Consider the following 24,201-nt stretch of genomic DNA (forward strand, 5'->3'; position numbering starts at 1 on the left):
AATCAAAATAATTGAAATTTCATTCACTCAAAATTTAATTACTTTTCCTTATATTCAGCGGTTTTTTTTATCTTCTTATACTCTCAGCGTAAAAACAGTATCTTTAAGACGCCTGAACTCTAAAAACCAGCATAAAATGCCAGTCATCTCGATAAATAAAGGGAGGACGAGGGATATCCAGCCTTTCTGACAGTGAGACAGATCACACTTCCTGGGGGATTCCCCTTAGGTTAAATCAATGTAAAAAATCCTTTTATTTCAATATTTTCATAAAGTTAATTGCCCTATAGCACATTTTTGCATAAATAAGATTGCCATTTGACCTGTGTGTGGATTCCCGATAACTTGGAAATCCGCTGGAAGCTTTCTGGATGAGCAGTCTGCTCATCATATTTATGCAGTAATTGAGATTCCCTCTGAAGCAAGTCCTCAAACTTGTTTGACCTGTGCGAAAAGGATAAAGAGGGCGAATGCGAGGTAAGCGTATGACACGCAAACCCCGTCGCCATGCTCTTGGTGTGCCCGTGCGCAACGGTCCAGATGGGAATCCCTCAGAGCCTGGGGAGGTTCACTGATATGTTGTACGATAAATCCCTTGAGAGGGATAACTGTGGTTTCGGCCTGATCGCCCACATAGAAGGCGAACCTAGCCACAAGGTAGTGCGTACCGCCATACACGCACTGGCCCGTATGCAGCACCGTGGCGCAATTCTTGCCGATGGAAAAACCGGCGATGGTTGCGGCCTGCTGTTACAAAAACCTGACCGCTTTTTCCGCATCGTGGCGCAAGAGCGCGGCTGGCGTTTAGCCAAAAACTACGCCGTCGGCATGATCTTTTTAAATAAAGACCCTGAGCTGGCTGCGGCTTCTCGTCGCATTGTTGAAGAAGAATTACAGCAGGAAACCCTGTCGATTGTCGGCTGGCGCGACGTGCCGACCAACGAAGGTGTTCTCGGTGAAATTGCGCTCTCCTCCCTGCCTCGTATCGAGCAAATTTTTGTTAACGCCCCTGCGGGCTGGCGTCCGCGTGATATGGAGCGTCGCCTGTTCATCGCGCGTCGTCGTATCGAAAAACGCCTCCTGCAAGACAAAGATTTCTACGTCTGTAGCTTGTCGAATCTGGTCAATATCTATAAAGGTCTGTGTATGCCGGCGGATCTGCCGCGCTTCTACCTGGACCTGGCAGACCTGCGTCTGGAATCGGCCATCTGCCTGTTCCACCAGCGCTTCTCCACCAACACCGTACCGCGCTGGCCGCTGGCGCAGCCGTTCCGCTATCTGGCGCACAACGGTGAAATCAACACCATCACCGGCAACCGCCAATGGGCGCGCGCCCGTACCTATAAGTTCCAGACCCCGTTGATCCCGGATCTGCACGACGCCGCGCCGTTTGTTAACGAAACCGGCTCAGACTCCAGTTCGATGGATAACATGCTGGAACTGCTGCTGGCAGGCGGGATGGACATCATCCGCGCCATGCGCTTACTGGTTCCACCGGCATGGCAGAACAACCCGGATATGGATCCGGAGCTGCGCGCGTTCTTTGACTTTAACTCCATGCACATGGAACCGTGGGACGGCCCGGCGGGCATCGTCATGTCCGACGGCCGCTTTGCCGCCTGTAACCTTGACCGTAACGGCTTGCGTCCGGCACGCTACGTCATCACCAAAGACAAGCTGATTACCTGCGCCTCTGAAGTCGGGATCTGGGATTATCAGCCGGATGAAGTGGTAGAGAAAGGCCGCGTCGGCCCTGGCGAGCTGATGGTTATCGATACTCGCAGCGGGCGCATTCTCCACTCCGCCGAAACCGATGATGACCTGAAAAGCCGTCACCCATACAAAGAGTGGATGGAGAAAAACGTCCGCCGTCTGGTGCCGTTCGAAGACCTGGCTGACGATCAGGTCGGCAGCCGTGAACTGGACGATGACACCCTCGCCAGCTATCAGAAACAGTTTAACTACAGCGCTGAAGAGCTGGATTCCGTGATCCGCGTGCTCGGCGAAAATGGCCAGGAAGCGGTCGGTTCAATGGGTGACGATACCCCGTTTGCCGTACTCTCCAGCCAGCCGCGCATCATTTATGACTACTTCCGCCAGCAGTTCGCGCAGGTGACTAACCCGCCGATCGATCCGCTGCGTGAAGCGCACGTTATGTCGCTGGCCACCAGCATCGGTCGTGAGATGAACGTCTTCTGCGAAGCCGAAGGTCAGGCACACCGCCTGAGCTTTAAATCGCCGATCCTGCTGTACTCCGATTTCACCCAGCTTACCACCATGAAAGAGGAGCATTATCGCGCTGACCGTCTGGATATCACCTTCGACGCGACCGAAACTACGCTCGAAGAGACCGTCAAAGCATTGTGCGATAAGGCGGAACAGATGGTGCGCAACGGCACGGTACTGCTGGTACTCTCTGACCGCAACATCGCCAAAAATCGTCTGCCGGTTCCGGCGCCGATGGCCGTGGGCGCAGTGCAAACGCGTCTGGTAGAACAAAGCCTGCGCTGCGACGCCAACATCATCGTTGAAACCGCCAGTGCCCGCGATCCGCACCATTTTGCCGTCCTGCTCGGTTTTGGCGCGACGGCAATCTATCCGTATCTCGCGTATGAAACATTGGGACGTCTGATCGACACTCAGGCGATTGCCAAAGATTACCGGACCGTGATGCTGAACTACCGTAACGGCATCAACAAAGGTCTGTACAAAATCATGTCCAAAATGGGCATCTCGACCATTGCCTCCTACCGCTGCTCGAAGCTGTTTGAAGCCGTTGGTCTGCACGATGATGTGGTTGCGTTGTGCTTCCAGGGCGTGGTCAGCCGTATTAGCGGTGCAGGGTTTACCGACTTCCAGCAGGATCTGCTGAACCTCTCCAAACATGCATGGCTGGCGCGTAAACCTATCAGCCAGGGCGGTTTGCTGAAGTACGTCCACGGCGGCGAATACCACGCCTACAACCCGGACGTGGTACGCACTCTGCAGCAGGCGGTACAAAGCGGCGAGTACAGCGACTATCAGGAATACGCCAAGCTGGTTAATGAGCGTCCGGCGGCCACGCTGCGCGATCTGCTGGCGATTACGCCTGGCGATGAAGCCGTAAGCATTAGCGAAGTAGAACCCGCGACCGAACTGTTTAAACGCTTTGATACCGCCGCCATGTCTATCGGCGCATTAAGCCCCGAAGCACACGAAGCGCTGGCCGAAGCGATGAACAGCATCGGCGGCAACTCGAACTCCGGTGAAGGCGGCGAAGACCCGGCGCGCTACGGCACCAATAAAGTGTCACGCATTAAGCAGGTTGCTTCCGGTCGCTTTGGCGTAACCCCGGCATACCTGGTCAATGCCGATGTCATTCAGATTAAAGTCGCTCAGGGCGCGAAACCTGGCGAAGGCGGTCAGTTACCAGGTGATAAAGTCACCCCGTACATCGCCAAACTACGCTATTCAGTGCCGGGCGTGACGCTGATCTCCCCGCCGCCGCACCACGATATCTACTCTATCGAGGATTTAGCGCAGCTGATTTTCGACCTGAAACAGGTCAACCCGAAGGCGATGATCTCGGTGAAGCTGGTTTCCGAACCAGGCGTTGGTACCATCGCTACTGGCGTAGCGAAAGCCTATGCGGATCTGATCACCATTGCTGGCTACGATGGCGGCACTGGCGCAAGCCCGCTCTCATCAGTGAAATATGCGGGCTGCCCGTGGGAACTCGGCCTGGTGGAAACCCAGCAGGCGCTGGTGGCTAACGGTCTGCGTCACAAGATTCGTCTGCAGGTCGATGGCGGTCTGAAAACCGGCGTCGATATCATTAAAGCGGCAATTCTGGGTGCAGAAAGCTTTGGCTTCGGTACCGGCCCGATGGTGGCGCTGGGCTGTAAATATCTGCGTATTTGCCACCTGAACAACTGCGCAACCGGTGTTGCAACTCAGGATGAGAAACTGCGTAAGAATCACTATCACGGCCTGCCGTTCAAAGTGACCAACTACTTTGAATTTATCGCCCGTGAAGTGCGCGAGCTGATGGCCTCGCTGGGCGTTACCCGCCTGGTGGATCTGATTGGTCGCACCGACCTGCTCAAAGAGCTGGAAGGGTTTACCGCCAAGCAGCAAAAGCTGGAGCTGTCTCGTCTGCTGGAAACCGCCGAACCGCATCCTGGTAAAGCGCTGCATTGCACCGAGAACAACCCGCCGTTTGATAATGGCGTGCTGAACGCCCAGCTGTTACAGCAGGCGAAGCCGTTCGTCGACGAGCGCCAGAGCAAAACCTTCTGGTTCGATATCCGCAACACCGACCGTTCCGTCGGCGCATCGCTGTCGGGCTATATCGCTCAGACGCATGGCGATCAGGGGCTGGCGTCTGACCCGATCAAAGCGCACTTCAGCGGTACTGCAGGCCAGAGCTTTGGCGTGTGGAACGCGGGCGGTGTGGAGCTGTATCTGACCGGCGATGCCAACGACTATGTCGGTAAAGGCATGGCGGGTGGTCTGCTGGCAGTGCGTCCTCCGGTTGGCTCTGCTTTCCGTAGCCATGAAGCGAGCATCATCGGTAACACCTGCCTGTATGGCGCCACCGGTGGTCGCCTGTTTGCTGCGGGTCGTGCGGGTGAGCGCTTTGCAGTGCGTAACTCTGGCGCAATCACCGTGGTTGAAGGTATTGGCGACAACGGCTGTGAATACATGACCGGCGGCATCGTCTGTATTCTCGGCAAAACCGGCGTTAACTTCGGCGCGGGCATGACCGGCGGATTCGCCTACGTACTCGACGAAGACGGTGAATTCCGCAAACGCGTAAACCCGGAACTGGTCGAAGTGCTGAGCGTGGACTCGCTGGCGATCCACGAAGAGCACCTGCGCGGCCTGATTACCGAGCACGTACAGCATACCGGTTCTTCTCACGGCGAAGAGATCCTGGCGAACTGGCCAGCATTCTCGGCGAAATTCGCGCTGGTAAAACCAAAATCCAGTGATGTGAAAGCACTGTTGGGTCACCGTAGTCGTAGCGCAGCAGAGCTGCGTGTGCAGGCGCAGTAAGGGGTAGCAGCAATGAGTCAGAACGTATACCAATTTATCGACCTGCAGCGTGTTGATCCGCCGAAGAAGCCGCTGAAGATCCGTAAGATCGAATTTATCGAGATCTACGAGCCGTTTTCTGAAGGTCAGGCCAAAGCACAGGCAGATCGCTGCCTGTCCTGCGGTAACCCGTACTGCGAGTGGAAGTGTCCGGTGCATAACTACATCCCGAACTGGCTGAAGTTGGCGAATGAGGGACGTATTTTTGAAGCGGCAGAGCTTTCGCACCAGACCAACACCTTGCCGGAAGTCTGTGGCCGTGTATGCCCGCAGGATCGACTGTGTGAAGGATCCTGTACGCTGAACGATGAGTTTGGCGCGGTAACTATCGGCAATATTGAGCGCTATATCAACGATAAAGCGTTTGAGATGGGCTGGCGTCCGGATATGACCGGTGTTCGCCAGACGGACAAGCGCGTCGCCATTATCGGTGCCGGTCCTGCAGGTCTGGCGTGCGCTGATGTGCTGACCCGCAACGGCGTAAAGGCGGTGGTATTTGACCGTCACCCGGAAATCGGCGGCTTGCTGACCTTCGGTATCCCAGCCTTCAAGCTGGAAAAAGAGGTCATGACCCGTCGCCGTGAAATCTTCACCGGCATGGGCATTGAGTTCAAACTCAACGTGGAAGTAGGCCGTGACGTACAGCTCAATGATTTGCTGAAGGATTACGACGCCGTGTTCCTTGGCGTAGGAACCTATCAGTCGATGCGCGGCGGGCTGGAAAACGAAGACGCTGATGGCGTGTTTGATGCCCTGCCGTTCCTGATTGCCAATACCAAACAGTTGATGGGCTTTGGCGAAAGCAGCAATGAGCCATATATCAGCATGGAAGGCAAACGTGTCGTCGTGCTCGGCGGTGGCGATACCGCGATGGACTGCGTGCGCACCTCCGTACGTCAGGAAGCATCGCACGTTATCTGCGCCTATCGTCGCGATGAAGAGAACATGCCGGGTTCGAAACGCGAAGTGAAAAACGCGCGCGAAGAAGGCGTCGAGTTCCAGTTCAACGTCCAGCCTTTAGGTGTGGAAGTGAATGCCAACGGGAAAGTGTGCGGCGTGAAAATGGCGCGCACTGAAATGGGCGAACCGGATGCGAAGGGACGTCGCCGTGCGGAGATCGTCGCTGGCTCCGAGCACGTTGTTCCGGCTGATGCCGTGGTCCTGGCGTTTGGTTTCCGCCCACACAGCATGGAATGGTTGAAAGAGCACAGCGTCGAACTGGATTCACAGGGGCGCATTATTGCCCCGGAACGTAGCGACAACGCTTTCCAGACCAGCAACCCGAAAATCTTCGCCGGTGGCGACATCGTGCGCGGTTCGGATCTGGTGGTCACCGCGATTGCCGAAGGTCGTAAAGCGGCAGACGGGATTCTGAATTACCTGGAAGTGTAAAAGAGCCTTCTCTGGCCCCTGTTCACGTTTGTCGACAGGGGCTTTTTTTCTCCGTATTTCTCCACCATTCTTTGAAAGCTACTCGCAATTAAGACTGCAAGTCTTTGTAATTAGTAGAATGTGGATTGACCACTTCAGCACCCGGGCGTATTGATCGCGGAATATTTTTACACCGTAACTTTCACGAAAGGGATGAAGTATGACCACGCCGACGTCACTTCAGGATGCAGATGACTATCAGCAAATCCATAACGGAATTGTTCGACTACTGGACACCGCGCGGACAGAAACTGTCCGTAGTATCAATGCACTAATGACGGCGACCTACTGGGAAATTGGTCGACGAATTGTTGAATTTGAGCAAGGTGGTGAATCCCGGGCAGCCTATGGCGCTCAGCTTATTGAACGGTTGTCAGTGGATCTAAACCAACGCTATAAACGGGGGTTTTCCATGGTAAACATACGGCAAATGCGTATGTTTTATCTTTATTTTCAACAAATTGAGATTCAGCAGACACTGTCTGGTGAATCTCAAAATCTCATACAACTCGCCAAAACATTCCCACTACCCTGGTCGGCGTATGTCCGCCTCTTGTCTGTTAAAAATGCCGATGCCCGCACTTTTTATGAGAAAGAGACTCTCCGTAACGGCTGGTCAGTACGGCAGCTCAATCGACAAATTGCCACTCAGTTTTATGAGCGGACGCTGTTGTCCCGCGACAAATCCGCCATGTTGCAGAAGGCAGTCCCGACGGAGCCTGAAGTCTTGCCTGAAAAGGCCATCCGCGATCCGTTCATTCTGGAGTTTCTTGGCCTCAAGGATGAGTATTCAGAATCGGATCTTGAAGAGGCGCTGATCAATCACCTGATGGACTTTATGCTGGAGCTCGGCGACGATTTTGCTTTTGTTGGCCGTCAGCGTCGATTGCGCATTGACGATAACTGGTTCCGCGTCGATCTGCTGTTCTTTCATCGTCGTTTACGCTGCCTGTTGCTCGTTGATCTAAAAGTAGGCAAATTCAGCTATGCGGATGCCGGGCAGATGAATATGTATCTGAACTATGCCAAAGAACATTGGACGATACAGGGGGAAAATCCGCCAGTCGGGCTGATTCTGTGCGCAGGAAAAGGGGCGGGGGAAGCGCACTACGCGTTGAACGGCCTACCGAATACCATCCAGGCGAGCGAGTACAAAGTACAGCTACCTGATGAAAAATTACTTGCAGACGAGCTCATTCGTTCACAAACCATGCTGGGAACTCAACTCACAGACGCGGGTTAACTGTCGACCAAGGAAAATCAACGCAATCATCAACACCATAAATAATAACCATGTAAAGATTATACGTAATCGTTTGCTTTATTCTGAGAACTGTATATTATGCGGCGGATTTTTTGGGCAAAATTCATGGAGGCGTTGTGTCGCAGGACAACAATTATAGCCAGGGCCCCGTCCCTCTGGCGGCGCGGAAAGGCGTGGTTCCACTAACATTTGTCATGTTGGGGCTTACATTTTTTTCCGCCAGTATGTGGACCGGTGGCACACTCGGTACCGGTCTTTCCTATAATGATTTCTTCCTGGCAGTTCTCTTCGGTAATCTTCTCCTCGGTATTTACACTGCATTTCTCGGTTTTATCGGCGCAAAAACAGGGCTCTCAACCCACCTTCTGGCGCGTTACTCATTTGGTTTGAAAGGTTCATGGCTTCCCTCACTGTTGTTAGGCGGTACGCAGGTAGGCTGGTTTGGCGTGGGTGTGGCTATGTTTGCTATCCCGGTGGGCAAAGCGACGGGAATTGACGTCAATATCCTGATTGCGGTTTCTGGTCTGTTGATGACCCTGACCATCTTTTTTGGCATCTCGGCGCTGACCGTTTTATCTATCATCGCCGTGCCTGCCATCGTCGTTCTTGGCAGCTACTCCGTCTGGCTGGCGGTGAGTGATGTCGGCGGTTTAGACCATTTAAAAGCGATAGTGCCGCAGACGCCGCTGAATTTCTCCACCGCCCTGGCGCTGGTGGTCGGTTCGTTTGTCAGCGCAGGAACATTAACCGCCGACTTCGTTCGCTTTGGTCGCAACGCCAAAGGCGCGGTGCTGATTGCCATGGTGGCGTTTTTCCTTGGCAACTCCTTGATGTTCATCTTCGGCGCTGCGGGCGCGGCTGCGGTTGGACAGGCGGATATCTCTGACGTGATGATTGCCCAGGGACTGCTGCTGCCCGCGATTGTAGTGCTCGGTCTGAACATCTGGACGACTAACGACAATGCGCTGTATGCCTCAGGTCTGGGATTTGCCAATATTACCGGCCTTTCCAGCCGTACACTGTCGGTGGCTAACGGTATTATCGGCACATTGTGTGCGCTATGGCTTTACAATAACTTTGTCGGTTGGCTGACTTTTCTGTCGGCAGCAATTCCCCCGATTGGCGGGGTGATCATCGCCGACTATCTGCTGAACCATCGTCGCTATGCCGACTTCAGCAAAGCGCAATTTATTTCCGTAAACTGGATAGCGATCCTGTCCGTTGCATTGGGCATTGCCGCAGGTCACTATATTCCCGGTATTGTGCCCGTCAACGCCGTACTTGGCGGCGTATTCAGCTATATCCTGCTGAATCCACTTTTCAATCGCAGCCTTGCTAAATCACCAGAGGTCAGCCATGCAGAATAATAACATCACCCTTCGTCAGGCACGTTTACAGGGACGCGAAGGATTGTGGCAGCTCACGATTGAAAACGGGCGCTTCAGCCGGATTGAGCCACAGGACACCGCCACGTTACCGCAGGGCGAAGTGCTTGATGCCGAAGGCGGCCTGGCCATTCCACCGTTCGTTGAGCCACATATCCATCTGGACACCACGCAAACCGCAGGCGAGCCGAGCTGGAACCAGTCTGGTACGTTATTTGAAGGCATTGAGCGTTGGGCCGAACGTAAGGCAATGCTCACGCACGAAGACGTCAAAGCGCGCGCCATGCAGACGCTGAAGTGGCAGATGGCCAACGGCATCCAGTATGTCCGCACGCACGTTGACGTTTCCGATCCGACGCTGACTGCACTGAAAGCCATGCTGGAGGTGAAGCAAGAAGTCGCGCCGTGGGTAGAGCTGCAAATTGTCGCGTTCCCGCAAGAGGGCATTCTTTCTTACCCCAACGGTGAAGCGCTATTAGAGGAAGCCGTGCGTTTGGGCGCAGACGTCATTGGCGCGATCCCCCACTTTGAATTTACGCGTGAATATGGCGTTGAGTCGCTGCACAAAATTTTCGCTCTGGCGCAGAAATACGATCGGCTTATCGATGTGCACTGCGACGAAATTGACGATGAGCAGTCACGCTTTGTTGAAACCGTCGCGGCGCTGGCGCATCGTGACAATATGGGCGAACGCGTGACCGCCAGCCATACCACGGCAATGCATTCCTATAACGGCGCGTATGCTTCCCGCCTCTTTCGCCTGTTGAAAATGTCCGGCATTAACTTTGTCGCGAACCCACTGGTAAATATTCACCTGCAAGGGCGCTTTGATACGTATCCTAAACGTCGCGGCGTAACGCGCGTCAAAGAGATGCTGGAAGCAGAGATCAACGTCTGCTTCGGCCATGATGACGTCTTCGACCCGTGGTATCCGCTGGGCACCGCCAATATGCTGCAGGTACTGCATATGGGATTACATGTGTGTCAGCTGATGGGATACGGACAGATCAACGATGGGCTGAACCTGGTTACCACCCACAGTGCGAAAACCTTGCACCTGCAGGATTACGGTCTGAACGTGGGAAACTCCGGAAATCTGGTGATTTTAGCGGCAGAAAATGGGTTTGACGCGGTTCGTCGCCAGACACCTGCCCGTTATTCCATTCGTCACGGGCGAGTCATTGCTGAGACAGTGCCAAGCCAGACCACGCTGCATCTGACGCAGCCGGAAGCGGTGACGTTTAAGCGCTAAGTTGTTCTATCCAGTGTCGGATGGCGCAAGCCTTGCCATCCGACACGGTCTCTCATCGTCAGGCTTGTAATAAGCTGGCGCGCACCTTGATCACGACCTTTTTGATTTCCCCCGGCCCCCCCACCATACAGCCCGGTTTATGCGGCTCGCCCGGCATAAAAATCGCAAATCTTCCCGGCTTCAGTACGATCGCCTGCTCATCGGCAATCTCGCTGCACAACTGATAGTCATCCTCAACATGCATCTCATCGCACTGGCGAGCAGAATCGGTCATCCCGAACAGAATGCGTTCTTCGCCAGACAACAGCACCTGAATATCAATGTACTGCTGATGCAGTTCCGCTTTCTTTTGCTCTGGGCTCTGCGTCGCAAACTGCATGACATTCATAAAAATAGTATCGCCCTGCAACGCGTAGCGCCCTGGCGTTTTCTCCTGCGGATTCGCCGCAATGGCAAGCGTTAATGCCTGCTGTAAGACCGGATGTAATCCGGCAGAAGGCAGTGAACGCAACTCATCTGATATCATCATCATTCTCCCTGGGCCAACAGCGCGGCCCCCAGTAATCCAGCGTCATGGCGGTAATGCGCCGCCAGTAATTCCACGTGATAGGCCAAGGGCTCTTGTGCCAGATAATGTTCAACCAGCGCCAGATATCCTTCAGCCAGCCCAACGCTGCCGCCAATCACCACAATCTGGCAATCGGTCGTGGCCTTCACATCGCCGATAAGCCTTGCCAAAGTACGCGCCGAGCGATGGATCAACCTGCTTGCCTGCTCATCTCCTTGCCCGGCGCGGCTAAAAATGGTTTTGGCGTCGCATCCAGCAAGCGTACCTTCGGCTGCAGCCGCGATCCCTCGACCGGAAGCAATCGCCTCGACGCAGCCCACACGCCCGCAGCCGCAGGCCGGTCCATTGAGATCCGCCAGCGTATGTCCTAAGTGTCCAGCTAGACCACCAGACCCGGTGAGTAATTTGCCGTTGCTGATCACGCCGCCGCCGACGCCTGTCGACACGGTGATAAACACCATGTCGCTTATCTCATCCGCCATAGCGTGGTATTCCGCCCAGGCCGCTGCCTGTGCGTCATTGACTGCCAGCGTCGGCAGGCCGGTGATTTGTTCCAGCGTTTGTGTCAGCGGAAAATGCATCAACCCGCCAAGGTTATGCGGGTTCAGCGCCAGTAAAGCCCCCTCACGGATAATCCCCGTCGAGGCGATCGCCACCCGATTAGCACGCCCCTGTAGCGGTGTAACCAGTGCTTGCAGCGCAGCGCGCAGCGCCTCCGGCGTTTTGCTGGCGGGCGTCGGCAATTCACGCCGCTCGCGAATTTGCAGATTACTGTCTAACAGCGCGGCAGCCAGTTTGGTACCGCCGATATCAATTGCCAATGTGGTCATGACACCGCCTTCTGCATCGCGGTGATACGCTTTTTATCCCGTTGATCAAGTAACGACATACTTCTTCCCTTACGCTAATAGCCCGGTTCAACACCGGGCAATGGGATTAACTTTTGGATTTCACCATGGTGCTTTTGTCACCGCCGAACGGCACAGCCCCGCTAAACGGTCGACCATCAATGGCATCATGCGTACGTAACGCTTCAGGACGCAGCCAGCGCTGTACGCGGGACGGCATATCGAGACCAATCAGCAGGATCACCACAAATGTCAGACCGAAAGAGAGCGATCCCAGCGCCGTGCCCAGATCCAGACGTTGGGCAATCAGCGCGCCGATGATCGGTGCCAGAGCCCCACCCAGTGCGCCCACGTTATAGGTGAAGCCCAGGCCCGCCGCACGCTGGTCGGTATCGAAATAGCCGCCAATCAATTTTGGTAAGATCCCGGAGATCCCCTGGCCGAGCATTTGCTGGAAAAACAGCAGCAAACCCAGTACCCAGACGTTTGAACCGCCTATCGCAAACACCGGAATAATCAGCAACTGCGAGGCCAGCAAACTGCAGACATAGGCTTTACGCGTACCCAGCCAGTCGCCAAGAAAACCGCCGACGCAACAGCCGACCGCCGCGCCAAATCCGCTAAAGAACAGCACTCTGGCCACCGTGGAAGGATCGTACAGCAGTTCGGTTTTCAGATAGGTTGGCAACAGTGCCTGAATCGGCCACGAGTACAGGAAGGCGAATAGTACGACCACCATCAGCATGACGCCCGTCGGCCAGCGCTTCCCGCTGCTTTGCACCATAAAGCTAATGAAAATAAACGCACATATCAGGCCGAGGACCGCCACGATAGCCGCATTTTGCAGGTCGCCAGCAAAGCAGAACCACAGCGCGGTTGCAGCGGCGATCGTCATCAGAATATTAATTACCCGATGCTCGCCCCGGTAGAGAATATCCACCATCGTGCGCACTGGCGCTTTGCCTTCGTGTTTCTCTTTCCAGTCTTCCGCTTCCGGAATATTTTTACGCAGCCACAGGGCGAAGATAATTGGCAGGATGCCGATGAAGAACAGCGTACGCCACCCCCAGACCGGAACCACCAGGCTGTAGACCTGCGCGGCGATCACCGCGCCAACAGAGAAACCGGAAATCAGGAAGCCACTGGCTTTATTTCGCAGGTGTTTAGGCCAACTTTCAATAACATAGGTTGCACTGGAGCCGTACTCACCCGCCATTCCCATACCGATAACCAGACGGGCGATAAACATGGTGGTGTACCCCGGTGCGAAGCCGCAGGCCAGCGTCCCCACGGAGAACAGAATGATGCTGGTGACCATCGCCAGGCGACGTCCGTAACGGTCGCCCATTGCCCCCAGCATTAACCCGCCAAACCAGCGGGAGATAAAGGCGGCGGAGATCAAACTAGCCGCCTGCACCGTCGTCAGTCCGAATTCACCTTGTACTTCCGTCAGTACAAGGGCGATTAATACAAAATCAAAACCATCAAGCAAATATCCCAGCCAGGCGGCGGAGAATGCCCGCCATTGTGCCCGATTGAGATGGCGATACCACGGGATGCTCTGGGTAGAAGTACTCATTTTACTCTCCCGACGATCTTTGTTGTTGTGCCGGGTGGTGGCTTTGCCTTACCCGGCTTACGGTCGAAAAATCCAGGCCGGGCAAGGCGAAGCGCCCCCGGCGACCCGCGATTACGCCTTTTCCGCCAGCAGTTGGTTTGCCAGCGCTTTCAGTTCCGGCAGATAGCGTTCATCTACTGGAGCAAAGGGTTTACGGCACAGTGGAACAGAAACCACATCCATATAGTGCAGTACTGTTTTCAGGCCGCGGAACACGCCAACTTTAATGAGCAGATCGATAACCTTATTGCACTCGGTTTGCAGCTTTTGCGCCGTGCGAATGTCACCTTCTTTGAGCGCTTTCACAATTCCCTGATAACGCCATCCCATGATGTTGTAAGTGCTACCGATACCACCATCTGCGCCTGCTAGCAGTCCAGAAGCGAAGATCTCGTCATAACCGTTATAAAGCACCAGATCGGGATGAGCGCGGCGGATCTGTTCCATCTGATAGAGATCGCCAGAAGTTTGCTTCAGTGCGCCAACGCCCGGCAACGTCACCAGCGTGTTGATCTGATCCAGCGTCAGTTTTACGCCGCTCAGTGCCGGGATGTTATAGACCACCATCGGTAAGCCATCGGCGGAATCAATAATTGCGCGGTAGTGATCGCAGTGCTCTTCAAAGCTGAACGGATAGTAAAACGGCGTGACGGCCGAAACCGCATCAAATCCGTAGCGATGCGCAGCGCTCGCCAGCTGTTGGCTCTCTTCGGTGCTCACCGTGCCAACATGGGCGATCAGCGTCACCTTGCCTTTTGCTTCTTCAGCAACAATTTCCAGAACCTGCTCTCTTTCAGCGCGGTTCTGGACAAAGGCCTCACCCGTTGAGCCACCAACGTAGAGCCCATCGATCCCCTGCCCAATGTTGAAACGCACCAGACGGCGCAGGCTCTCGATGTCCAGTTTCTGTTGGTTATCGAATGGAGTTAACAACGCTGGCATTACGCCTTTTAAATTTCTTGCCATAACGACCTCTGACGATGATTAGTGTTATCTGACTGCATACCTTTATACCTGTTATACCAGATCAAATAAGCAGCAATACAATAGAGAACGCTTATAGTGCGATCTACCTCACTAAACACTTCATCCTTCGAGCCGCCTCTGCGTTGGCTGCGTTCGCTCACCCCTGTCACATAGTTATCTATGCTCCAGGGGACTCGCTCTCTTGCCGCCTTGATGCAACTTGAATGATTTTGGGTTTAAAAGATCGTCAGGATCGCGATTACTTACGCAATTTTTTACTTTTGCTGAAGGCGTGCCAGGTTGCGGAAACGCTATTGAGATGTTCTTGCAGTGCGCGGTCTGCTTCTTCAGGATCGCGCTGACGAATCGCGTCAACAATAGCGATATGCTGCTGATAACTCACGTTATTGTGCTCATACAACTCTTGATCGGCAACGGCCGGACGGGCAGCAATTAACCAGTCTAACAGCGCAACATGGATCGCCATAAAGATGGGATTGCCCGGGATCTCCGCCAGTACGCGGTGAAAATCAACGTCCGAACGGATGAACAACGTATTGTCATCGAGCGACTGGCTGTTGATCTCCAGCGCTTTCGCCAGCCTGTCGATTTGCTCATCCGTCGCATGTTCGGCGGCGTATCGAACCAGGCTTGATTCAAAGAACAGTCGCAACTGCTCGAAGTGGGCAATGCCGCCGGGATGTGCGAGGAAATCTTTCGCCATACCAGACAGCTCGCTGATGATGGTATCAGCTGAAGGACGCGAAACGCGGGCGCGCTCGCCGTTGTTGATTTGTACCAGACCTTTGCGTTTTAACGCGGCCAGCGCTTCTCGTACAGAAGGACGACCCACGTTAAAGAAGGCCATCAGCTCCCGTTCAGACGGCAACTGTTCGCCCTCGCCAAATTCCCGACGACGAATCATCTGCTCCAGTTCTTCCTCAACCATTTCAGACAGTTTTTTACGCGCCAGCGGGCGATTGCGTAAGCTACGGCCAATGGTGGATGGAGAGTCTTCAGCTTGCGAATCAAATGCGTTCATAGGGTCCATTCAGCTAAGTCGTGGTGACAAACAACAGCGGGTTTATCCTAACACAGGATCGAAAGCAGGGTGAAATGATGGTCGATCCGCCCCCGCTGGCTTATTGATAACATACGTAACAGCAATATTATTTTAAGCGAGTATCTTCCGCCTATTTTTAATTGAATAGAGTTATATCATCTTCATGAAATTTATGAACATTAACGTGATAATTTATCATAACCATCTATTTTATAACGATAAATAATTAAACCCTCGAATTAAAAATAAGATATTCACTCCATAAAAAATGCCCAGAAAAATATAACATCCGTTGGGATAACAGCGTTATTACCGGATTTATCTTCTTCTCTGGCATGGAGTGAAACAATGTTCGGCATCATTATCTCTGTCATCGTTTTATTAACGATGGGTTACCTGATCCTCAAAAACTACAAACCGCAGGTCGTGCTGGCCGCCGCCGGGATCTTCCTGATGATCTGCGGTGTCTGGCTGGGCTACGGCGTGTTGGTCGCTGACGATAAGAGCAGTGGCTATCTACTGGTCGATATTTACAACGAAATTTTGCGTATGCTCTCCAACCGCGCGGCCGGACTGGGGTTATCAATCATGGCGGTGGGTGGTTATGCCCGTTATATGGACAGAATGGGAGCCAGCAGAGCGATGGTTAGCCTGTTAAGCCGCCCGCTCAAGCTAATCCGCTCACCCTATGTTGTGCTTGCCGCCACCTATGTTATTGGTCAGATCATGGCGCAATTCATTACCAGCGCATCCGGGTTAGGTATGTTGCTGATGGTGACGCTATTCCCAACGCTGGTCAGTCTTGGCGTGAGCCGTTTATCTGCAGTGGCGGTCATTGCCACTTCGATGTCGATTGAATGGGGCATTCTGGAAACCAACTCTATTTTTGCCGCGCAGGTCGCGGGTATGAAAATCGCCACTTATTTCTTTCAATATCAGTTGCCCGTCGCATCGTGTGTCATTGTCGCCGTCGCCATTGCGCATTTTTTCGTTCAGCGTCAGTTTGATAAAAAAGCCGCACCGGAAAGCAACGGATTTGCTGAACAAAAGATGCTGGAAAACGTACCTCCGCTCTATTACGCCATTCTACCCGTCATGCCGCTGATCCTGATGCTGGGCTCGCTTGCCCTTGCGCAAATGGGACTAATGAAAGCAGAGTTGAATCTGGTGGTGGTGATGTTGATGAGCATGACGCTGACTATGTTTGTTGAATTCCTGCATAAACATAATCTGCGCGAAACGATGGATGATGTGCAGGCTTTTTTTGACGGCATGGGGACGCAGTTTGCCAACGTTGTCACGCTGGTGGTCGCCGGTGAAATCTTTGCGAAAGGGTTGACGACTATCGGGACTGTCGACGCCGTAATAAAAGGCGCAGAGCATTCCGGTCTTGGCGGCATCGGCGTGATGATCATCATGGCGGTGGTCATCGCAGCCTGTGCGATTGTCATGGGGTCAGGCAACGCACCGTTTATGTCTTTTGCCAGCCTCATTCCGGATATTGCAGCCGGGCTGCATATTCCTGCAGTAGTGATGATTATGCCGATGCATTTTGCCACTACGCTTGCCCGCGCGGTGTCACCCATAACCGCTGTAATTGTCGTGACATCAGGTATTGCCGGCGTATCGCCCTTTGAAGTGGTAAAACGTACAGCAATCCCGATGGCAGTAGGATTTGTGGTGAATATGGTAGCCACCATCGCGCTGTTTTACTGATCCCGAAGCCAGAAAACAGAACAGGCCCGAAAGGGCCTGTTTTTTTATTTCACTATTTATTTCACTACGCGCAGCGCTGGACGCCCACCGCGAGGTGGCGGCGGAGTGTCATCAGGATCGTTGTCGTCGCCATTGTCAGGCTTATCGCCATCAATGACCGACATGACTGTTTCACTCTCAAAACCAGACGCGTCGTTGTCGTCATCATTTAAGCTGGCGACATCTTCATCGTAGGCGGCTTCCGGTTCGAACATCGTACCAGCGCCATTTTCACGTGCATAAATTGCCAGAACAGCAGCCAACGGCACAGACACCTGACGCGGCACACCACCGAAGCGCGCGTTAAAGCGCACTTCATCGTTAGCCAGTTCCAGGTTGCCCACCGCACGCGGTGCAATATTCAGAACAATTTGCCCGTCACGCGCATATTCCATTGGAACCTGCACGTCCTGGAGCGTCACATCCACCACCAGATGCGGCGTGAGCTGGTTGTCTAGCAACCACTCATAGAATGCGCGCAGCAGATACGGACGGCGTGGTGTTAGCTGTGGCAAATCCATACAGGTTAACCCCGGCCCAGACGCATTTCACGTTCAGGCTCAGTCAGAGAAGCCAGGAAAGAGTCACGTTCGAAGACGCGAGTCATGTACCCTTTCAGTTCTTTCGAACCTGCACCGTTGAATTCAATACCCAGCTGCGGTAAACGCCACAGCAGCGGCGCCAGGTAGCAGTCTACCAGGCTGAACTCATCGCTCAGGAAGTAAGGTTTCTGGCCAAATACTGGTGCAATTGCCAGCAGTTCTTCGCGCAGACGCTTACGCGCGACTTCGGCTTCAGATGCAGAACCGTTCACGATGACATTCATCAGCGTGTACCAGTCTTTTTCAATACGCTGCATGTACAGGCGGCTTTCACCACGCGCAACCGGGTAAACCGGCATCAGCGGCGGATGCGGGAAACGCTCATCCAGGTATTCCATAATGATGCGAGATTCCCACAGGGTCAGCTCACGATCCACCAGTGTCGGTACGCTCTGATTCGGGTTGAGGTCGATCAGATCCTGAGGTGGATTGTCCTTCTCCACGTGCTCAATCTCGAAACTAACACCTTTCTCAGCCAGCACAATGCGGACCTGATGGCTATAGATGTCAGTAGGACCAGAAAACAGCGTCATTACCGAACGTTTGTTGGCAGCGACAGCCATGAAAACCTCCAGGTATATTCAGAATTTTTACTGCTACCAGCCACTCAGTGGCCAGCCAGAAGTGATGTCACCCAGACTCGGGAAAGTCATTGCTGTTCAAAATACAAACGAAAAATGAACGATACCGGACATTTGGGCAGAAAATTGGATGATAGTTTACCAGATTTTGTGACCTTTGTGGTGAGTCGATTCTTGAAATGGGGAAAAAGAGGTGGCAATCAGCGGATTACCGTGGATCTGAGGCGAGAAATAACGATAAAAAAACCCGCCAAAGCGGGTTTTTTCGCAAATTGTCGTCTGCCGAAGCAGAGTACAATTAACGTTTGGAGAACTGAGGACGACGACGTGCTTTACGCAGACCGACTTTCTTACGTTCAACCTGACGAGCATCACGGGTAACGAAGCCAGCTTTACGCAGTTCGCCACGCAGGGACTCGTCGTACTCCATCAGAGCGCGGGTGATACCGTGACGGATCGCACCAGCCTGACCAGAGATACCACCACCTTTAACAGTGATGTACAGATCCAGTTTCTCAACCATGTCGACCAGTTCCAGCGGCTGACGAACTACCATGCGGGCAGTTTCACGACCGAAGTACTGTTCCAGAGAACGTTGGTTGATTACGATTTTACCACTGCCCGGTTTGATGAAAACGCGAGCTGCGGAACTTTTGCGGCGACCAGTGCCGTAGTATTGATTTTCAGCCATTGCCTATAATCCCGATTAGATGTCAAGAACTTGCGGTTGCTGTGCCGCGTGGTTGTGCTCGTTGCCAGCGTAAACTTTCAGTTTACGGAACATAGCACGACCCAGCGGGCCTTTTGGCAGCATGCCTTTAACCGCGATTTCAAGCACACGCTCAGGACGGCGAGCAATCATCTCTTCAAAGGTCGCTTGTTTGATACCACCGATGTGGCCGGTGTGGTGATAGTACACTTTGTCAGTACGCTTGTTGCCGGTTACAGCAACTTTGTCAGCGTTCAGAACGATGATGTAATCACCGGTATCTACGTGCGGAGTGTATTCCGCTTTGTGCTTACCGCGCAGGCGCAGAGCCAGTTCGGAAGCCAGACGGCCCAGAGTTTTACCGGTCGCGTCAACAACATACCAGTCGCGTTTTACGGTTTCTGGTTTAGCTGTAAAAGTTTTCATTAAAAGCTTACCCAAATAAATAAGTTACACGTTGGTGAACACCCAAACGTTTTGTCAGTTGAGGTTCACACGACATTGTCCAGCAAACCTACCCCTTCGAATAGCCTATGCCGGCGCATAGAAAGTTTTGGGAAAAAAACTCTCTCGTAACGTGGGGTCGCAAGATTATAGAGAAGTCAGGGTCAAAGATCGACCCCTTTATGTGATTTGCGGCAGGTTTAACCGGCTAAATGTTCCCGCTTCAGATACTCTTCGCTTTGCATCTCCTGCAAACGCGACAAACAGCGCTGAAATTCAAACTTCAGACGCTCGCCCTGATAAATTTCATAGAGTGGCGATGCCGCGCTGACCACCAGCTTGACGTGGCGTTCGTAGAACTCATCCACCAATGCGATAAAGCGCCGCGCTTCACTCTCCATCAGCGGAGTCATGACCGGCACATCAGACAACAGTACCGTGTGAAACAAACGCGACAGCGCAATGTAGTCATGCTGGCTACGCGCATCGACACAGAGTGTGGTAAATGACACCGCCAGCGTTTGGTTTTCGACGGCCAGCGTCTGCATCGGACGATGATTGATCTCCAGCGTCGGCGCATGTTCACCTTTGGTTCCCGCTAATGCCAGCCAGAGTTTATCCATCTGTTGGCGGGTTTCCTCATTCAGTGGCGACAACCACAAATGCGCCTGCGTTAAGGTGCGCAGACGATAATCAACGCCAGCATCAACATTCATGATGTCGCAATGCTGTTTGATAGCATCAATGGCAGGAAGAAAACGCGCGCGTTGTAAACCGTTGCGATACAGCTCGTCTGGCGGAATATTGGAGGTCGCCACCAGCGTAATGCCACGGGCAAACAGTGCCTTCATCAGGCCGCCGAGTAGCATGGCGTCGGTAATATCAGAAACAAAAAATTCGTCAAAGCACAGCACGTCCGTTTCTGCCTTAAAGCGGTCGGCGATGATTTCCAGCGGATCGCTCTGCCCCTGTAAGGCAGTAAGCTCTTCATGCACACGCAGCATAAAACGGTGAAAGTGCAAACGCTGTTTACGTTCGCCCGGCAGACTATGGTAGAACAGATCCATCAGCCAGGTTTTTCCGCGCCCAACTCCGCCCCACATATATAAACCACGCACCGGTGTGTTGATCGGCGACTCACGCTTGCCCAGCAATTTGCCAAAACGCGCCATCAGTCCGCTCTCCTGCGGCGCAGGATGTGCTGGCGTCGTAAGCGCCTGGAAAATTGTTTCCAGTCGATTCACGGCTTCTTGTTGTACATTGTCGGGCTGATGACTGCCGTCGTTGAGGGCTTGCTGGTAACGCGATGTCGGGGAAAGGCTTTGCATGATGTTATTGTTATTCCTTGAGAATCGATGTGCCGTCGCTCACGGTTGACGAAAAAAAGGCCATTCTACATTACGTGATATAAACACGGGATTCCACTTCTACGGGATTAGCGGTTATAGTGGCATAATCAGGCGCAGGCATGGAGCCTAAAGCCAACACCCTACGGAAACACAAGACAACGGGAGATGTTCATGACCTGGGAATATGCGCTAATTGGGTTAGTCGTCGGTATCATTATTGGTGCTGTAGCCATGCGTTTTGGTAATCGGAAATTACGCCAACAGCAGGCATTGCAGTACGAACTTGAAAAAAATAAAGCTGAGCTGGAAGAGTACCGTGAAGAACTGGTGAGCCACTTTGCCCGCAGCGCTGAATTGCTGGATAACATGGCGGACGATTATCGTCAGATTTACCAGCACATGGCGAAAAGCTCCAGCAATCTGCTGCCGGGTATGTCGCCGGAAAACAACCCGTTCCGTAATCGTCTGGCAGAGTCTGAAGCAGGCAACGATCAGGCGCCGGTTCAGATGCCACGTGACTATTCTGAAGGGGCATCTGGCCTGCTGCGTAGTGGCGCAAAGCGCGACTAACCGCACATCGCTAAGAAATTTATTGGGCGCAGCAATTGCGCCCTCCGCTTCTCTTCCCGTCCCAGCTATTATTTAGTCGTTAGCCTCATTGTGACCAAACCGAAAATTCAATAACATCAAACTGTTTTGAATCATCTTCCGTTTACTCAAGGTACGAGAGCAGGATCCATGAAAAAACAAACCCAGCTGTTGAGTGCATTAGCGTTAAGTGTCGGGTTAACTCTCTCGGCGCCATTCCCGGCCGTTGCGTCGATTCCCGGCCAGGTTCCCGGTCAGGCTGCGCTCCCCAGCCTCGCCCCGATGCTGGAGAAAGTGTTGCCAGCCGTGGTGAGTGTAAGGGTCGAAGGCACCGCCACTCAGGGGCAGAAAGTCCCGGAAGAGTTCAAAAAGTTTTTTGGTGATGAACTTCCCGATCAACCTTCCCAACCTTTTGAAGGACTGGGTTCAGGTGTCATTATTGATGCCGCCAAAGGCTACGTCCTGACCAATAACCACGTTATTAATCAGGCGCAAAAAATCAGCGTTCAGCTTAATGATGGTCGTGAGTTCGACGCAAAGCTTATTGGCAGCGACGATCAGAGCGATATCGCACTGCTACAAATTCAACACCCCAGCAACCTGACGCAAATTGCCATTGCTGACTCTGATAAACTCCGCGTGGGTGATTTCGCGGTGGCTGTGGGTAACCCGTTCGGTTTGGGTCAAACAGCCACCTCCGGCATTGTATCGGCTTTGGGTCGCAGTGGGTTGAACCTGGAAGGTCTGGAAAACTTTATTCAGACTGACGCCTCTATCAACCGCGGTAACTCCGGCGGCGCATTGCTTAACCTCAACGGTGAGCTGATCGGTATTAACACCGCGATTCTGGCCCCCGGTGGCGGCAGCATCGGTATTGGTTTTGCAATTCCGAGCAACATGGCGCGCACGCTGGCACAGCAGCTGATGCAGTTTGGTGAAATCAAACGCGGTCTGTTGGGCATCAAAGGCACCGAGATGACTTCCGATATCGCCAAAGCGTTCAAACTGGACGTACAGCGTGGCGCGTTTGTCAGTGAGGTTCTGCCTAACTCCGGCTCCGCAAAAGCGGGGGTGAAATCAGGTGACGTCATTACCAGTATCAACGGTAAACCGCTTAACAGCTTCGCCGAACTTCGTTCACGTATTGCGACAACCGAACCAGGGACCAAAGTCAAACTGGGCCTGCTACGTAACGGTAAACCGCTGGAGGTTGAAGTCACCCTCGATACCAGCACATCATCGTCCGCCAGCGCAGAGATGATTGCGCCTGCGTTGCAAGGGGCCACGCTCAGCGACGGTCAGTTAAAAGACGGTACCAAAGGCATCAGAATTGATAACGTTGAAAAAAGTAGCCCTGCCGCACAGGCCGGACTGCATAAAGATGACGTTATTATTGGCGTTAACCGCGATCGCATAAACTCGATCGCTGAAATGCGTAAAGTGCTGGAAGCGAAACCGTCGATCATTGCCCTGCAGGTGGTGCGCGGTAACGAGAGTATTTACCTGCTCCTGCGTTAACGCATGCAACCGGACATCAGCCCCTCGTGTGATGTCCGGTAAACTCGTGATATGCTGCAGCCGTTCCCTTTATTAATGACGCCGCCATCATGTTTGTGAAGCTTTTACGTTCGGTCGCGATTGGTTTAATCGTCGGCGCTATTCTGCTGGCCGCGATGCCCTCGCTGCGCAAAATTAATACGCTTACCGCACCGCAGTTCGACAGTGCAGATGAAACGCCCGCCAGCTATAACCCGGCGGTTCGCCGTGCAGCTCCTGCCGTCGTTAACGTTTATAACCGCAGTATGAACAGCACAGCGCATAACCAGCTTGAGATCCGCACGCTCGGCTCAGGCGTTATCATGGATCAGCGCGGCTATATCATTACCAATAAGCACGTCATTAACGATGCCGACCAAATCATCGTCGCATTGCAGGACGGTCGCGTATTTGAAGCGCTGCTTGTGGGGTCTGATACGTTAACCGACCTTGCGGTGCTGAAAATCAACGCCACTGGTGGACTGCCGACAATTCCGATTAATAACAAACGCGTACCGCACATTGGCGATGTGGTTCTCGCCATCGGTAACCCGTACAACCTCGGGCAAACCATCACCCAGGGGATTATCAGTGCCACCGGTCGTATTGGCCTGAACCCGACGGGACGGCAAAACTTCCTGCAAACCGATGCCTCCATCAACCACGGTAACTCCGGCGGCGCGCTGGTCAACTCGCTGGGCGAGTTGATGGGTATTAACACCCTGTCATTTGATAAGAGCAACGATGGCGAAACCCCGGAAGGGATCGGCTTTGCTATTCCTTTTCAACTGGCAACCAAAATCATGGATAAGCTGATTCGTGACGGGCGCGTGATTCGCGGCTATATCGGCATCAGCGGCCGAGAAATTGCGCCACTGCACGCCCAGGGCGGCGGGATGGATCAAATTCAGGGGATTGTGGTTAACGAAGTAGCCCCGGACGGTCCGGCAGCGCAGGCAGGTATTCAGGTTAACGATCTGATTATCTCGGTCAATAACAAACCGGCGGTATCTGCACTGGAAACGATGGACCAGGTGGCAGAGATTCGACCAGGTTCAGTTATCTCCGTGGTCGTGATGCGAGATGACAAGCAGTTGACGCTACAGGTCACGATTCAGGAATATCCGGCGACCAACTAATACGGATATAAAAAAACCGGAGCAAGT

19 protein-coding genes are annotated in these 24,201 nt (G+C 53.3%); 9 read left to right on the plus strand and 10 right to left on the minus strand.

Annotation, left to right across the window (positions count from 1 at the left end; genetic code table 11):
* Positions 1-576 precede the first annotated feature (576 nt).
* The 5 genes from gltB to WN16_RS00810 all read left to right on the plus strand — a co-directional run bounded on the left by gltB (position 577) and on the right by WN16_RS00810 (position 10,408).
* The gene (gltB, locus tag WN16_RS00790; RefSeq protein WP_003839922.1) at positions 577-5,037 is read left to right on the plus strand and encodes a glutamate synthase large subunit; all 4,461 of its coding nucleotides are present in this window, start codon (positions 577-579) and stop codon (positions 5,035-5,037) included.
* Positions 5,038-5,049: 12 nt separating this feature from the next.
* Positions 5,050-6,468 (plus strand): glutamate synthase small subunit, encoded by a 1,419-nt coding sequence (locus tag WN16_RS00795; protein WP_003025096.1) that lies wholly within the window; start codon positions 5,050-5,052, stop codon positions 6,466-6,468.
* Positions 6,469-6,667: 199 nt separating this feature from the next.
* Entirely contained in the window at positions 6,668-7,750 is a 1,083-nt protein-coding gene (locus tag WN16_RS00800) for a PDDEXK nuclease domain-containing protein (RefSeq protein WP_044701329.1), read from the plus strand.
* Between the two features lie 137 nt (positions 7,751-7,887).
* Positions 7,888-9,138, plus strand: a complete 1,251-nt coding sequence (gene codB / locus WN16_RS00805) for a cytosine permease (protein ID WP_003844832.1) — start codon at positions 7,888-7,890, stop codon at positions 9,136-9,138.
* Positions 9,128-10,408 carry a cytosine deaminase gene (locus tag WN16_RS00810; protein WP_003839918.1) on the plus strand — a complete coding sequence of 427 codons (1,281 nt, stop codon included), beginning with the start codon at positions 9,128-9,130 and terminating at the stop codon, positions 10,406-10,408. The genes codB and WN16_RS00810 overlap by 11 nt, the downstream gene beginning before the upstream one ends.
* 58 nt (positions 10,409-10,466) lie before the next feature.
* Here WN16_RS00810 and nanQ read toward each other — a convergent pair whose 3' ends face one another.
* The 5 genes from nanQ to nanR all read right to left on the minus strand — a co-directional run bounded on the left by nanQ (position 10,467) and on the right by nanR (position 15,459).
* Positions 10,467-10,934, minus strand: a complete 468-nt coding sequence (nanQ, locus tag WN16_RS00815) for an N-acetylneuraminate anomerase (protein ID WP_003025108.1) — start codon at positions 10,932-10,934, stop codon at positions 10,467-10,469.
* Between the two features lie 2 nt (positions 10,935-10,936).
* Positions 10,937-11,806: an N-acetylmannosamine kinase gene (gene nanK, locus WN16_RS00820; RefSeq protein ID WP_044701331.1), complete on the minus strand. Its 870-nt coding sequence runs from the start codon at positions 11,804-11,806 to the stop codon at positions 10,937-10,939.
* 106 nt (positions 11,807-11,912) lie between these two features.
* A complete protein-coding gene (locus WN16_RS00825; protein WP_044701332.1) occupies positions 11,913-13,403 on the minus strand; it encodes an MFS transporter in 1,491 nt (496 codons plus the stop codon).
* A 111-nt stretch (positions 13,404-13,514) separates the two neighbouring features.
* On the minus strand, positions 13,515-14,408 hold the full coding sequence (gene nanA, locus WN16_RS00830) for an N-acetylneuraminate lyase (RefSeq protein WP_003844827.1): 894 nt from the start codon (positions 14,406-14,408) through the stop codon (positions 13,515-13,517).
* Positions 14,409-14,667: 259 nt separating this feature from the next.
* Positions 14,668-15,459 carry a transcriptional regulator NanR gene (gene nanR / locus WN16_RS00835; protein ID WP_003844825.1) on the minus strand — a complete coding sequence of 264 codons (792 nt, stop codon included), beginning with the start codon at positions 15,457-15,459 and terminating at the stop codon, positions 14,668-14,670.
* Between the two features lie 360 nt (positions 15,460-15,819).
* Here nanR and dcuC point away from each other — a divergent pair, with 360 nt between their 5' ends.
* Positions 15,820-17,187, plus strand: coding sequence for an anaerobic C4-dicarboxylate transporter DcuC (gene dcuC / locus WN16_RS00840; protein WP_003839905.1), 1,368 nt, complete (start codon positions 15,820-15,822; stop codon positions 17,185-17,187).
* A 56-nt stretch (positions 17,188-17,243) separates the two neighbouring features.
* Here dcuC and sspB read toward each other — a convergent pair whose 3' ends face one another.
* The 5 genes from sspB to zapE all read right to left on the minus strand — a co-directional run bounded on the left by sspB (position 17,244) and on the right by zapE (position 20,890).
* Positions 17,244-17,747, minus strand: coding sequence for a ClpXP protease specificity-enhancing factor (gene sspB, locus WN16_RS00845; protein ID WP_003025130.1), 504 nt, complete (start codon positions 17,745-17,747; stop codon positions 17,244-17,246).
* A gap of 5 nt (positions 17,748-17,752) precedes the next feature.
* The gene (gene sspA, locus WN16_RS00850; protein ID WP_003025132.1) at positions 17,753-18,391 is read right to left on the minus strand and encodes a stringent starvation protein SspA; all 639 of its coding nucleotides are present in this window, start codon (positions 18,389-18,391) and stop codon (positions 17,753-17,755) included.
* A 316-nt stretch (positions 18,392-18,707) separates the two neighbouring features.
* On the minus strand, positions 18,708-19,100 hold the full coding sequence (rpsI, locus tag WN16_RS00860) for a 30S ribosomal protein S9 (RefSeq protein ID WP_003025138.1): 393 nt from the start codon (positions 19,098-19,100) through the stop codon (positions 18,708-18,710).
* Between the two features lie 15 nt (positions 19,101-19,115).
* Entirely contained in the window at positions 19,116-19,544 is a 429-nt protein-coding gene (gene rplM, locus WN16_RS00865; RefSeq protein ID WP_003025141.1) for a 50S ribosomal protein L13, read from the minus strand.
* Between the two features lie 218 nt (positions 19,545-19,762).
* Positions 19,763-20,890, minus strand: coding sequence for a cell division protein ZapE (gene zapE / locus WN16_RS00870; RefSeq protein ID WP_044701335.1), 1,128 nt, complete (start codon positions 20,888-20,890; stop codon positions 19,763-19,765).
* A gap of 192 nt (positions 20,891-21,082) precedes the next feature.
* Between zapE and zapG the strand changes: the two genes are divergently transcribed.
* The 3 genes from zapG to degS all read left to right on the plus strand — a co-directional run bounded on the left by zapG (position 21,083) and on the right by degS (position 24,174).
* Positions 21,083-21,481, plus strand: coding sequence for a Z-ring associated protein ZapG (gene zapG, locus WN16_RS00875; protein ID WP_003025147.1), 399 nt, complete (start codon positions 21,083-21,085; stop codon positions 21,479-21,481).
* A 168-nt stretch (positions 21,482-21,649) separates the two neighbouring features.
* Positions 21,650-23,017 carry a serine endoprotease DegQ gene (gene degQ / locus WN16_RS00880; protein ID WP_088169137.1) on the plus strand — a complete coding sequence of 456 codons (1,368 nt, stop codon included), beginning with the start codon at positions 21,650-21,652 and terminating at the stop codon, positions 23,015-23,017.
* 89 nt (positions 23,018-23,106) lie between these two features.
* Positions 23,107-24,174 (plus strand): outer membrane-stress sensor serine endopeptidase DegS, encoded by a 1,068-nt coding sequence (gene degS / locus WN16_RS00885; RefSeq protein ID WP_003025154.1) that lies wholly within the window; start codon positions 23,107-23,109, stop codon positions 24,172-24,174.
* Positions 24,175-24,201 lie beyond the last annotated feature (27 nt).

The sequence above is a fragment of the Citrobacter sp. ABFQG genome (assembly GCF_004322975.1).
Classification (GTDB): Bacteria; Pseudomonadota; Gammaproteobacteria; order Enterobacterales; family Enterobacteriaceae; genus Citrobacter; species Citrobacter freundii.